Source organism: Magnetospirillum gryphiswaldense MSR-1 v2, from assembly GCF_000513295.1.
GTDB lineage: Bacteria > Pseudomonadota > Alphaproteobacteria > Rhodospirillales > Magnetospirillaceae > Magnetospirillum > Magnetospirillum gryphiswaldense.
This window is the reverse complement of sequence record NC_023065.1, coordinates 3,959,990-3,973,121: the sequence shown is the minus strand read 5'-3', so window position 1 is coordinate 3,973,121 and position 13,132 is coordinate 3,959,990. Positions and strand designations below refer to the sequence as shown.

Sequence of the window (13,132 nt, the reverse complement as noted above, 5' to 3'; positions counted from 1 at the left end):
TGGACACGGATAAACACGGATGAATATCCAGATCGACAGATCTTGCGAGAAATTGACCGAAGGCGTTATCGGCGCAGCCTTTGAGGTCGCCAATATACTTGGCCATGGCTTTCTCGAAGCTGTCTATCGCAAGGCATTGTTGCATGAACTGGTTCTGCACGGATTTTCCACACAACAGGAAGTTCCATTCCAGATCAGCTACAAAGGCGCCGCCATGGGATGTTACGTGGCTGATTTGGTCGTCGAAAATCGTGTCATCATCGAACTGAAGGCGGTTGAAGGATTGAATGGACACCATGTTGGCCAACTCCTGAACTACCTGAAAGCCAGCAAAACTGAAGTTGGTCTACTGTTGAACTTCGGCAAACCCCGCCTCGAATTTAAACGGGTGCTGCGATGACCACCGCCTTCCTTCATCCGTGTTCATCCGTGTCAATCCGTGTCATTTTCCCTCGGGTACTCCCATGATCGTCGAAGCCAGCAATCGCCAGCGTCAGGCCGCCGATCCCACCGCTTCGGTGTGGGTGGCGGCGTCGGCGGGCACCGGCAAGACCAAGGTGCTGACCGACCGCGTGCTCAACCTGCTGCTGGCCGGTAACGCGCCGCACAAGCTTTTGTGCCTGACCTTCACCAAGGCCGCCGCCGCCGAGATGAGCAACCGCATCAACGCCAAGCTGGCCACCTGGGCGGTGGCCGACGATGCCAGCTTGGACCAGACCCTGACCGAATTGCTGGGCCGCCCGCCCACCCCGCCCGAAACCATCCGGGCGCGCCGTCTGTTCGCCCAGGTGCTGGATGCGCCCGGCGGCATGCATATGGAAACCATCCATGCCTTTTGCCAGTCGCTGCTGCGTCGCTTTCCACTGGAAGCCGGCATCGCGCCGCACTTCCAGGTCATGGACGACCGCGATGCCGGCGAATTGCTGGACGAAGCCAAGGAAGAGGTGCTGACCCACGCCCGCCACGGCGCCGATGCGCATCTGGCCGCCGCCCTCGATCAGGTCACCCGCCATGTGCACGAAACCGGCTTTCCCGACCTGCTGGCCGAGTTGGCCGGCGACCGGGGCCGGCTGAAACGCCTGCTTGAGCGCGAAGGCGGCATCGACGGCGCCATCCAGGCCATGCGCACCCGTCTGGGCTTGGAATCCGGCGATACCGCCGAAACCATCCTGGCCGCCGCCTGCACCGATGAAGCCTGCAACGCCGCCAGCTTGCGTCAGGCGGTGCCCATCTTGCTGAATGGCGCCAAGACCGACCAAGAGAAAGGCACACGGCTGGCCGCCTGGCTGGCCGCGCCCGAGACCCGGGCCCAAGGCTTCGCCGAGTATTGCCTCGCCGTCCTGACCGCCAAGGGCGAGATGCGGGCCAAGCTGGTGACCAATGGCTTGCGCGATGCCCATCCCTGGCTGGAACCGGCCTTGCAGACCGAGGCCGAACGGCTGATCCGCGTCAATGCCCGACTGAAAGCAGCCCAGGTGGCCCAATGCACCGCTGCCCTGACCCGCTTGGGCCATGCCTTGCTGGCCGCCTATGAAAAGCGCAAGCAGGGCCGCGCCCTGATGGATTATGACGATCTGATCCTGGCGGCGCGCGACCTGATGGCCCGGCCCGGCGTGGCGCCTTGGGTGCTGTTCAAGCTCGACGGCGGCATCGACCATGTGCTGATCGACGAGGCCCAGGACACCAACCCCGATCAATGGGCGGTGGTGGCGGCCTTGACCGGCGAGTTCTTCGCCGGGCTGGGGGCGCGGGACTCCTTGCGCACGGTGTTCGCGGTGGGCGACATCAAGCAAAGCATCTATTCGTTCCAGCGCGCCGATCCCCAGGCTTTCGACGACATGCGCAAGCTGTTCGCCCGCCATGTGCCGGCAGCCGATCGCACCTGGCGCGAAGTGCCGCTGAACCTGTCGTTCAGGTCCACCCGCGCCGTGCTCGACGCCGTGGATGCGGTGTTCGCCGGTGATGGGCCGGGCCGCGACGGCGTCACCGATAGCGACCTCGACCCGCGCCATCTGCCCTTTCGCCAGGGCCAAGCCGGTCTGGTGGAACTCTGGCCGCCGGTCATCCCCCGTCCCGCCGACGAAATCCCGGCATGGAAACCACCCATCGAGCGCCTGCGCGGCGATTCGCCCCGCACCCGATTGGCCCGGCTGATGGCCGCGCGCATCGCCGCCATGATCGGAGCGGAAATCCTGGAAAGCGAGAACCGCCCGATCCGCGCCGGCGACGTGCTGGTGCTGCTGCGTCGGCGCGGCGGCTTCGTCGAGGATCTGGTGCGCGAACTCAAGGATCTGAAGGTGCCGGTGGCAGGTGCCGACCGCATGGTGCTGACCGAGCAGATGGCGGTGATGGATCTGATGGCGCTGGGCAATTTCCTGCTGTTGCCCGAGGACGATCTGACCCTGGCCACCGTGCTCAAAGGCCCGCTGGTCGGCTTGAGCGAGGACGAATTGTTCCGCCTGGCCTGGAACCGGGGCGAGGCCAGCCTGTGGGACACCTTGAAACGCAAGGCCGGCAGCGAGGCCGCTTTTGCCCGGGCCGAGGATTATTTGTCGCCGCTTCTGGCCCTGGCCGACCGTCTGCCCCCCTTTGCCCTGTTCGCCCATGTGCTGGGGAAGTTAGGCGGCAAGCAGGCGCTGCTGGCCCGATTGGGGCCGGAAGCGGAAGACCCGTTGGATGAGTTCATGGCGCTGTCCATGACGTTTGAACGCGGCCATCCACCGTCGTTGCAAGGCTTCCTGCGCTGGCTGGAAAGCGGCGGCACCGAGATCAAGCGCGACCTGGAACAAGGCGGGCGCGACGCAGTCCGCATCATGACCGTGCATGGCTCGAAAGGCTTGCAGGCGCCCATCGTCTTCATGCCCGACACCTTGCAGATGCCGACACAAGGCCCCCGCCTGCTGTGGAACGGCGGACCCGAGGATGAAATCCTGCTGTGGCCGCCCCGGGCCGAGATGGCCGACGACATCTGCGAAAGCGCCCGTGCCGCCCAGAAACTGGCGCGTGAGCGTGAATACCGCCGCCTGCTTTATGTGGCCATGACCCGAGCCGGGGACCGGCTTTACGTCTGCGGCTGGGAGACCCTGCGGGCAGCGCCCCAGGGCTGCTGGTACAATCTGATCCGCACCAGCCTGGAACCGCTGGCCGCCTGCGTCGAAGACCCGTTCCTGGCGGCAGCCGGCGAAACCGACGATTCCACCGTCTTGCGCCTGACCTGCCGGCAGGAACACGCGGTCGAGGCCCAGACCTTTGCCGAAGCCGAAGCCCTGCTGCCCGCCTTGCCGGCCTGGGCCCGCCTGACAGCGCCGCCGGAACCGGCACCGCCGCGCCCGCTGGCCCCGTCGCAGCCCGAGGGCGAGGAACCGCCGGCCCGCTCGCCGTTGTCCAGCGACGGAGCGGGCCGCTTCAAGCGCGGCAAGCTGGTGCACAAATTGCTGCAAATCCTGCCCGATTTGCCCCGCGACCGCCGCGCCCAGGCGGCCATTCGCTTCCTCAAAGGCACCGGCGGGCTCGAGACCAGTGCAGCGCTGGCCATCGCCAACGAAGTCAGCGATATCCTCGACCACACGGCCTTTGCCCCGCTGTTCGCCCCCGGTTCGAAAGCCGAGGTGCCCATCGTCGGCCTGATCGGCGAAAGCCGCGCCCTGTCCGGGCAGGTGGACCGGCTGGTGGTCACCGCAACCGAAGTGCTGGTGGCTGATTACAAGACCAACCGCCGCCCGCCCGCCATCAACGAAGCGATCCCCGACCTTTATGTGCGGCAGATGGCCGCCTATCGCCTGGCCCTGGCCTGCATCTATCCGCACCACCGCATCCGCTGCGCCCTGGTGTGGACCGATGGCCCAGCTTTGCGGGAAATCGAGCCCGCCGCCCTGGACGATGCCCTGGACAGCATGGTGGGTTGACCGTCATGCATACCCGCGAGTCTTCACAAACTGAACTGACTGGTTTAGTTTAGGCTTATGAACAAGCCTCTCACCCCCCGATCGGCGGCCAAGCGCGCCGCCATGCTGGATGCCGCCCAGGTCTGTTTCCTGGACAAGGGCTACGCCAACACCAGCGTCGACGAGGTCGCCGCTCGCGCCGGCGTGTCCAAGGCGACCATCTACGCCCATTTCGCCAGCAAGGATGCCTTGTTCGGGGCGATCATCTGCCGCCGTTGCGACGACCAATCCGAGGGAATGGCCAATCTGCCCGTGCCCGAGGGCCAGGACGCCCATGCTATCCTGACCGCCATCGGCCTGCGGCTGATGACCTTGTTTCTCAGCCCCGAGGTCATGGGCATCTATCGCATGGTCATCGCCGAGGCGCCGCGTCATCCGGAACTGGCCCAAACCTGGTACGAGGCCGGGCCGTTGCGCGGCAAGCAGCGGGTGGGCGAGGTGTTCGAGCAGATGAAGGCGCAAGGGCTGCTGGCCTATGACGCCCCGACCATCCGGGTGGTCGACATGTTCATCAGCATGCTGCGGGGCGAATGTTTCCACCGCGACATGATCAACCTGCCGGCCAATCCCATCTTCAGCGTCGACAGCACGGTGAAAATGGCGGTGGACACCATGCTGCGGGCCTATGGCCCGGCTATTCCCCCGGCGCCTTGAAGGTGGCGCGTACCGGGTGGGCCGGATAGACGCCCAGGATGCGGACTTCGTGGCTGAAGAATTCCAGCTCCTCCAGCGCCAAACGCAGATTGCGCTGGGCCGGATGGCCCTCCACGTCCACATAGAATTGCGCGGCGACGAAACCACCGCCGACCAGATAGCTTTCCAGCTTGGTGATGTTGACGCCGTTGGTGGCGAAACCGCCCAAGGCCTTGTAAAGCGCCGCCGGCACGTTGCGTACGCGGAAGACGAAGGTGGTGACGTTGGAAAGATTGGGGTTGGGCTCGACCGCGTCACGGGCGAGGACGACGAAACGGGTGGTGTTATGCTCGGCGTCCTCGATGTTGGATTTGAGCGATTGCAACCCGTAGATCTCGGCCGCCAGTTCCGAGGCGATGGCCGCCTTGGTGATGTCGCCCGACTTGGCCAACTCGCTGGCGGCGCCGGCGGTATCGGCGCCGACGATCACCGTCAATCCCAGTTGGCGGATCAGGTTGCGGCACTGGCCCAGGGCGTGCACATGGCTTTCCACCGTCTTGATGGTGTCCAGGCTGGCCCCCTTGGGCGCCAGCAGGTGGTGGTTGATGCGCTCGAAATGCTCGCCGATGATGTTGAGGCCGGAATAGGGCAGCAGGTGATGCACGTCCGCCACCCGCCCGGCCAGGGTGTTGTCGATGGGGATCATGGCATAGCGCGCCCGGCCTTCGCGTACGGCGGCGAAAGCGTCCTCGAAGGTGGGGCACGGCAGCGGCGCCATGGCCGGATAGGCGGCGACGCAGGCCTTGTGCGAATAGGCGCCGGGCAAGCCCTGGAAGGCGATGGAATTGGCGGGTTCGGACGCTGTGGTCATGGGGCGGGCTTCAGCATTTCTCGGGCGCGGTCAAGGTCGGCGGGAGTATCGACACCCAGAGGAATTGTGTCAACCAAGGCAGCGTCGATGCGCATGCCGTTTTCCAGGGCGCGCAATTGCTCCAGCTTCTCACGCTTTTCCAGCACCCCCTGCCTGAGACCGACGAAACGGCGCAGCGCATCGCGGCGATACCCGTAAAGGCCGATATGGTGGTAGTGCGGACCGTCGCCCCAAGGCGCGGTGGCGCGGGTGAAATAAAGGGCGCGCCCGATGCGGGCCTCGTCGGCGAAGCCCACCACCGCCTTGACCACGTTGGGATTGCTGCGCTCCTCTTCGACGGTGATTTCCGCCACCAGGGTCGAGATATCGACGCCCGGATGGTCCAAGGGCTCGAACACGGCGCGGATGATGGCCGGATCGATGGTCGGCAAATCGCCTTGCACGTTGACCACGGCGCCGAACTGGCGTTCCGGGTCAACCTTTTCCAACGCTTCCCATACCCGGTCCGAGCCCGACGGATGATCGGGGTCGGTGAGCACGGCGCTACCGCCATGGGCGAGCACCGCCTCGGCGATCTCGGTATCGCCGGCGGCCACCACCACCGGACCGATGCCGGCGGCCACGGCACGGCGCCACACATGCACGATCATCGGCACGCCGTGGATATCGGCCAACGGCTTGCCCGGCAGCCGGGTGGCGGGCAGGCGGGCGGGGATGATGACGATGGGGTTCAGGCTGGACATGGGGCCGGCTCCGGCAAAAGGTCTGTGGCCACCATATAACGGTGGGCGCGGGCGGGGAACCGTCTTATGGGCTCTGGCCTTCGCCGGCAATTCAGGCCAAAATCGCCGTCGGACCCAGACCAGGAAACGCCATGACCGCCTGTCCCGACCACTTCATCGCCCTGGCCCACGCTCTGGCCGACGCCGCCCGCCCGGTGATCCGCCAGTATTTCCGCACCCCCGTCGACGTCGACGACAAGGCCGATGCCAGCCCGGTGACCATCGCCGACCGCGAGGCCGAGGCGGCCATGCGCGTCCTCATCAAGGCCCGCTTCCCCGAGCACGGCATTTTCGGCGAGGAACATGGGCGCGAGAATTGCGACGCCGAATATGTCTGGGTGCTCGATCCCATCGACGGCACCAAGGCCTTCATCACCGGCAAGCCCAGCTTCGGCACCCTGATCGCCCTGTGCAAGGACGGCGTGCCCATCTTGGGCGTGATCGATCAGGCCATCACCAACGAACGCTGGATCGGCGGTGTTGGCCACCCCACCACCTTGAACGGCGTCCCGGTGCGCACCCGGCCTTGCGATGCCCTGGCCAAGGCGTATGCCTATACCACCGGGCCGGAATATTTCGACGATGCCACCCGCCCCGGTTGGGACCGCATCGCCGCCCGCGTCAAGCTGCCGCGCTATGGCTGCGATTGTTATGCCTATGCCCTGGTCGCCACCGGCTTCGTCGATCTGGTGGCCGAGGCCGGATTGAAGCCCTACGATTACTGCGCCCTGGTGCCGGTGATCGAAAATGCCGGCGGCAAAGTCACCGACTGGCAGGGCCGGGCGGTCACCATTGATTCCCCCGGCACCATCTGCGCCGCCGGCGATGCCCGCCTGCACGCGCTGGCGCTTGAGGTGCTGCGCGGATGAGGTTTTTTTTCGCCATCTGCGTGATGCTGTTGGCCGGCCCCGCCCTTTTCACCTCGGCGCGGGCCCAGCCCCAGCACGGCTTGGCCATGCATGGCACGCTGAAATACCCAAGTGATTTTACCCATTTCGACTACGTCAATCCCGATGCCCCCAAGGGCGGCGAGTTGCGGCTGGCCGATCAGGGGCCGTTCGATTCCCTGAACCCCTTCATCACCAAGGGCCAGACCCCCGACGGCGCCGCCCTGCCCTTCGACACGCTGATGGATTCCGCCGCCGACGAGCCGTTTTCCGAATACGGCCTGATCGCCGAGACGGTGGAAACCCCGCCCGACCGCGCCTGGGTGATCTTCACCTTGCGCCCGCAGGCGCGTTGGCACGACGGCCAGCCGATCACCGCCGACGATGTGATTTTCTCGCTGGAAACCCTGCGGACCAAGGGCGCCCCCCATTACCGCTTTTATTACGCCGGCGTCGATAAGATGGAAAAGCTGGGCGAGCGCCGGGTCAAGTTCAGCTTCAAGCCCGGCGACAACCGCGAATTGCCGCTGATCCTGGGGCAATTGCCGATCCTGCCCAAGCATTACTGGCAGGGTAAGACCTTCGACGAGACGACACTGGTGCCGCCCTTGGGCAGCGGTCCCTACCGTGTCGGCAAGTTCGAGCCGGGCCGCTTCATCACCTATGAGCGGGTGACGGATTATTGGGCCAAGGACATGCCGACGCAAAGGGGCCGCTATAATTTCGACCGCATCCGCTATGACGTCTATCGTGACGCCACCGTCGCCTTGGAAGCGTTGAAAGCGGGCGAATACGATCTGCGCCTGGAAAACGAATCGAAGAAATGGGCCACCGGCTACAGCGACTGGGACGCGGTCAAGACCGGCAAGGCGGTGTTGCGCGAATTCCGCCATGCCATGCCCTCAGGCATGCAGGGTTATGCCTTCAACCTGCGCCGACCCTTGTTCAGCGACGTCCGCGTGCGTGAGGCGCTGGCCCAGGCCTTTGATTTCGAATGGGCCAACCGCAACCTGTTCTATGGCCAATACGCGCGGACCAATTCCTATTTCGACAATTCCGAACTGGCGGCCAAGGGCCTGCCGGGGGCCGACGAACTGGCGCTGCTGGAACCCTTGCGCGCCCAAGTGCCGCCGCAGGTGTTCAGCCAGGAATACCAAAGCCCGCCCACCGACCCGAACCTGGGCATCCGCCCCAATCTGCGCCGGGCGGTGGCCCTGCTGGAGCAGGCCGGCTGGCAGGTGGTCGACGGCAAGCTGGTGGATGCCGGCGGCCAGCCGTTCCGTTTTGAAATCCTGCTCAATTCCCCTGCTTTCGAACGCATCACCCTGCCCTTTGCCCGCAACCTGAAACGCCTGGGAATCGACGCCAATGTCCGCACCGTCGACCCCACCCAATACGTCAACCGGGTGCGTGAATTCGACTTCGACATGATCGTCATGTCCTGGGGCCAGTCGCTGTCGCCGGGCAACGAGCAATCCATGTACTGGAGCAGCGAAGCGGCGGATCAGCCGGGCAGCCGCAATGTGGGCGGCATCCGCAACAAGGCCATAGACACCCTGATCGACAAGGTCATCGCCGCCCCCGACCGGCGCCAGTTGGTCGCCGCCACCCGGGCGCTCGACCGGGTGTTGCTGTGGAACTGGTACGTCATCCCGCAATGGCACTCGCCGGTTATCCGCGTCGCCTTGTGGGACAAATTCGGCCAGCCCGACGTGGTGCCCATGCAGGGTTGGCAGATGCATGCCCTGTGGGCCAAGAACGCCGGGGGGAAATAAGCCATGCTGGCCTACGCGCTACGCCGCCTGCTGCTGATGCCCTTGACCTTGCTGGGCATCATGCTGATCAATTTCGTCATCGCCCAGATGGCCCCGGGCGGGCCGGTGGAACAGATGATCGCCCGCATCGAAGGCCAAGCGGCCAGCACCACCCAGCGCATCAGCGGCGCCGGGGCCGGCGAGGTGCAGGCGCCGCGCGGCCAAAGCGGCGCCTATCGCGGCGCCCAGGGACTGGACCCCAAATTCATTGCCGAGATCGAAAAGCAATTCGGTTTCGACAAGCCGGCACATGAACGCTTCATCGGTATGGTCGGCAATTACCTGCGCTTCGATTTCGGCAAAAGCTTTTACCGCGACGTGTCGGTGATCGATCTCATCATCGAGAAAATGCCGGTTTCGGTGTCGCTGGGGCTGTGGAGCACCCTGATCATCTATCTGGTCTCCATCCCCTTGGGCATCGCCAAGGCAAGGCGCGACGGCAATAGCTTCGACATCGCCACCTCGTGGGCGGTGATCATCGGCTATGCGGTGCCCGGCTTCCTGTTCGCCATCCTGCTCATCGTCGTTTTCGCCGGCGGGCGCTATCTGGATTGGTTCCCACTGCGCGGCCTGACCTCGGTGGATTTCGACCAATTGGGCGCCTGGGGCAAGATCAAGGATTACCTGTGGCACCTGACCCTGCCGGTCACCGCCCTGGTCATCGGCGGTTTTGCTGGACTGGTCATGCTGACCAAGAATTCCTTCCTCGAAGAAATCGGCAAGCAATACGTGGTCACCGCCAGGGCCAAGGGCCTGAGCGAAAATCAGGTGCTGTACCGCCATGTATTCAGAAACGCCATGCTGCTGGTCATCGCCGGCTTCCCATCGGCTCTGGTCGGCATCCTGTTCGCCGGCAGCATCCTGATCGAGATCATCTTTTCCCTGGACGGTATCGGCCTGTTGGGCTTCGAGGCGGTGACCAACCGCGATTATCCGGTGATGTTCGGCACCCTTTACATGTTCAGCCTGCTGGGGTTGGTGCTGAACCTGATCAGCGACCTGACCTATCACTACGTCGATCCGCGCATCGACTTTTCCAGCCGTCCGGTGTGAGCATGAGCCCGCTGACCCAACGCCGTCTCGACGCCTTTCGCCGCAACCGCCGCGGCTGGTGGTCGCTGTGGATTTTCCTGGTCGCGTTCGTCCTCACCCTGGCCGCCGAACTGATCGCCAACGACCGCCCCATCGTCGTCCGCTATGATAATGGCTGGTATTTCCCCATCGTCCGCGATTACCCGGAAACCGTTTTTGGCGGCGATTTGAAGACCTGGGCCGAATACCGCGACCCCTATGTCGCCGCCAAGATCGCGGAAAAGGGCTGGGCGCTGTGGCCCATCATCCGCTTCGACCACAGCACCATCAATTTCGACCGTGTCCGCCCGCACCCGGCCCCGCCCGATGCCGAGAACTGGCTGGGCACCGACGACCAGGGCCGCGATGTGCTGGCCCGGCTGATCTATGGCTTGCGGCTGTCCTTGCTGTTCGGATTGGCGCTGAGCCTAGTCAGCACGGTGATCGGCATCGCCGCCGGCGCCGTGCAGGGCTATTTCGGCGGGCGCGTCGACATGGTTGGCCAGCGTTTCCTGGAAATCTGGGGCGGGCTGCCGCAATTGCTGATCCTGATTATCGTTGCCTCGATGATCGCGCCCGGCTTCTGGACACTGCTGGCGGTGCTGGTGCTGTTTTCCTGGACCTCGCTGGTCGGCGTGGTCCGGGCCGAGTTCCTGCGCGGGCGCAATTTCGATTATGTCCGCGCCGCCAAGGCCCTGGGCATGAATGACGCCCGCGTCATGGTCCGCCACGTGCTGCCCAACGCCATGGTGGCTACCTTGACCTTCATGCCGTTCATCCTCAATGGCTCCATCGTGTCGCTGACGGCGCTGGACTTCCTTGGTTTGGGTCTGCCGCCCGGCTCGCCGTCCTTGGGCGAATTGCTGGCCCAGGGCAAAGCCAATCTGCATGCCCCCTGGCTGGGCCTGACCGGTTTCATCGTGGTGGCGGCGCTGCTGTCGTTGCTGATCTTCGTCGGCGAAGCGGTGCGCGATGCCTTTGACCCCAGGAAAACGTCATGACCGAAGTCTTGCTGCGCGTCGATAACCTTTCCGTCAGCTTCGGCCATGGTCCTGACCGGGTCGAGGCGGTCAAGGGCATCAGCTTCACCCTGGAGGCGGGCCAGACCCTGGCTTTGGTGGGCGAATCGGGCTCGGGCAAGTCGGTGACGGCCTTGTCCATCCTGCAATTGCTGCCCTATCCGCGCGCCCATCACCCGTCGGGCAGCATCAGCTTGCAGGGCCAGGAAATCGTCGGCGCCCCCGAACCCATCTTGCGCCACATCCGTGGCCACCGCATCGCCATGGTGTTCCAGGAACCGATGACGTCCCTCAACCCGCTGCATTCCATCGCCCAACAGGTGGGCGAGGTGCTGGAACTGCACATGGGCCTGCGCGGCACCGCCAAGCGCGACCGGGTGCTGGACTTGCTGCATCTGGTCGGCATCCCCAATGCCGAAAGCCGGCTTGACGCCCTGCCGCACGAATTGTCGGGCGGTCAGCGCCAGCGGGTGATGATCGCCATGGCCTTGGCCGGCGAGCCCGACATCCTGATCGCCGACGAGCCGACCACGGCCCTGGACGTGACCATCCAGGCGCAAATCCTGAAGCTTTTGAAGGATCTGCAAAAGCGCCTGGGCATGGCGCTGTTGTTCATCACCCACGATCTCGGCATCGTCCGCAAGATGGCCGACCGCGTCTGCGTCATGCACCAAGGGCTGGTGGTCGAAGCCGGGACGACCGAGGACATCTTCGTCCGCCCCGCCCACCCCTATACGCAAAAACTGCTGGCCGCCGAACCCAAGGGCCAGCCGCCCAAGGCCGATAGCGCCGCCCCGGTGGTGATGGCATGCGACGACCTCAAGGTGTGGTTCCCGATCAAGACCGGCCTGTTCCGCCGCACCACCAGCCACATCAAGGCGGTGGACGGTATCTCCGTACAATTGACCCAAGGCCACACCCTGGGGGTGGTGGGCGAATCGGGCTCGGGCAAGACCACCTTGGGGCTGGCGCTGTTGCGGCTGATCCAATCCACCGGCGCCATCCGCTTCGGCGACCAGCCGGTGGACGGTCTGGCCCCCGGCGCCCTGCGCCCGCTGCGCCGGCACATGCAGATGGTGTTCCAGGACCCCTATGGCTCGCTGTCGCCCCGGCTGTCGGTGGGCCAAATCGTCGGCGAGGGGCTGGAGGTGCATGAGATCGGCAGCAAAGGCGCCGAACGCCGCGCCCTGATCGCCGATGCCTTGCGCGAAGTCGGGCTGGACCCCGACACCCAGGACCGCTTCCCGCATGAATTTTCCGGCGGTCAGCGCCAACGCATCGCCATCGCCCGCGCCCTAGTCTTGAAGCCCAAGCTGATCGTGCTGGACGAACCGACCAGCGCGCTCGATGTCTCGGTCCAGGCCCAGATCGTCGATTTGCTGCGCGACATCCAGGCCCGCCACCGCATCGCCTATCTGTTCATCAGCCATGATCTTCGGGTGGTGCGCGCCCTGGCCGATCAGGTGATGGTGATGAAGGATGGCCGGGTGGTCGAACACGGCCCGGCCCAGACCATCTTCACCGATCCGCAAACCCCTTATACCAAGGCGCTGATGGCGGCGGCCTTCCAGATGGAAGCGATCGAGGCGTGATCGCCGCTATTCACCCTTTTTCCTGATGGCTTCCCAATCCTTGGGGATAAGCATGTCGGCGGCCCACAAGCCACGCTTGGCCGCCAGGGCCGTCGTCTGATCGGGTTCATACGGCCCGTTCTTGTCGGCCCGCGCCACCCCTGCCCCCACCAGCGCTTGTCCCAGATCGCCCTCGGCCACCACGCAGCGGCCATGGATGGTGCCGCCGGCCACATTCCAGAATGTCGCAGGCCACCCCCTTGGACAGCAATTCGCCCATGCGCTTGCGCGCCGGCTTGGCGCAGTCAAAGGTGCTCTTGGTCGTCTTGTTCTGGCACAGATCGCGGCGCGGCGGCACGACGATGCCGGCGACATGGACGGTCAAGCCCCTGATCTGCACCGAACCGCCGTCATAGCCCTCGACCCGACCCCAGACGCAGGCGCCGCCCTCGCCGTCATCGCCGCAGCGGATGGGGGCGGCATGGGCCGGAAGGGCCAACAGAACCAGGGCGGGCAGGATCAGTTTGTATACACGCATGC

11 protein-coding genes are annotated in these 13,132 nt (G+C 64.9%); 8 read left to right on the top strand and 3 right to left on the bottom strand.

Going from position 1 to position 13,132, the window contains the following annotated elements:
- Positions 1 to 19: 19 nt before the first annotated feature.
- From MGMSRV2_RS19015 to MGMSRV2_RS19005, 3 genes are all read left to right on the top strand, one after another.
- Entirely contained in the window at positions 20 to 400 is a 381-nt protein-coding gene (locus MGMSRV2_RS19015) for a GxxExxY protein (RefSeq protein WP_024082009.1), read from the top strand.
- Between the two features lie 64 nt (positions 401 to 464).
- The gene (gene addA, locus MGMSRV2_RS19010) at positions 465 to 3,905 is read left to right on the top strand and encodes a double-strand break repair helicase AddA (protein WP_024082008.1); all 3,441 of its coding nucleotides are present in this window, start codon (positions 465 to 467) and stop codon (positions 3,903 to 3,905) included.
- A 57-nt stretch (positions 3,906 to 3,962) separates the two neighbouring features.
- Complete coding sequence (locus tag MGMSRV2_RS19005) at positions 3,963 to 4,598, top strand: TetR/AcrR family transcriptional regulator (protein WP_024082007.1); 636 nt, start codon at positions 3,963 to 3,965, stop codon at positions 4,596 to 4,598.
- Here the strand turns inward: MGMSRV2_RS19005 and MGMSRV2_RS19000 are convergent.
- Entirely contained in the window at positions 4,579 to 5,448 is an 870-nt protein-coding gene (locus tag MGMSRV2_RS19000; RefSeq protein ID WP_024082006.1) for a prephenate dehydratase, read from the bottom strand. The two genes, MGMSRV2_RS19005 and MGMSRV2_RS19000, sit on opposite strands and share 20 nt — an antisense overlap.
- The gene (locus MGMSRV2_RS18995; protein WP_024082005.1) at positions 5,445 to 6,191 is read right to left on the bottom strand and encodes a 3-deoxy-manno-octulosonate cytidylyltransferase; all 747 of its coding nucleotides are present in this window, start codon (positions 6,189 to 6,191) and stop codon (positions 5,445 to 5,447) included. The genes MGMSRV2_RS19000 and MGMSRV2_RS18995 overlap by 4 nt, the downstream gene beginning before the upstream one ends.
- 131 nt (positions 6,192 to 6,322) lie before the next feature.
- Here MGMSRV2_RS18995 and hisN point away from each other — a divergent pair, with 131 nt between their 5' ends.
- The 5 genes from hisN to MGMSRV2_RS18970 are packed head-to-tail and all read left to right on the top strand — an operon-like array spanning position 6,323 to position 12,613.
- Positions 6,323 to 7,099, top strand: coding sequence for a histidinol-phosphatase (gene hisN / locus MGMSRV2_RS18990; protein WP_024082004.1), 777 nt, complete (start codon positions 6,323 to 6,325; stop codon positions 7,097 to 7,099).
- A complete protein-coding gene (locus MGMSRV2_RS18985; RefSeq protein WP_024082003.1) occupies positions 7,096 to 8,892 on the top strand; it encodes an extracellular solute-binding protein in 1,797 nt (598 codons plus the stop codon). The genes hisN and MGMSRV2_RS18985 overlap by 4 nt, the downstream gene beginning before the upstream one ends.
- A 3-nt stretch (positions 8,893 to 8,895) precedes the next feature.
- Positions 8,896 to 9,984 (top strand): microcin C ABC transporter permease YejB, encoded by a 1,089-nt coding sequence (locus MGMSRV2_RS18980; RefSeq protein WP_024082002.1) that lies wholly within the window; start codon positions 8,896 to 8,898, stop codon positions 9,982 to 9,984.
- Positions 9,985 to 9,986: 2 nt separating this feature from the next.
- Positions 9,987 to 11,003, top strand: coding sequence for an ABC transporter permease (locus MGMSRV2_RS18975; RefSeq protein ID WP_024082001.1), 1,017 nt, complete (start codon positions 9,987 to 9,989; stop codon positions 11,001 to 11,003).
- On the top strand, positions 11,000 to 12,613 hold the full coding sequence (locus MGMSRV2_RS18970) for an ABC transporter ATP-binding protein (RefSeq protein ID WP_024082000.1): 1,614 nt from the start codon (positions 11,000 to 11,002) through the stop codon (positions 12,611 to 12,613). The genes MGMSRV2_RS18975 and MGMSRV2_RS18970 overlap by 4 nt, the downstream gene beginning before the upstream one ends.
- A 106-nt stretch (positions 12,614 to 12,719) precedes the next feature.
- Here MGMSRV2_RS18970 and MGMSRV2_RS21250 read toward each other — a convergent pair whose 3' ends face one another.
- The gene (locus MGMSRV2_RS21250) at positions 12,720 to 13,130 is read right to left on the bottom strand and encodes a hypothetical protein (RefSeq protein ID WP_024081998.1); all 411 of its coding nucleotides are present in this window, start codon (positions 13,128 to 13,130) and stop codon (positions 12,720 to 12,722) included.
- Between the last annotated feature and the right edge of the window lie 2 nt (positions 13,131 to 13,132).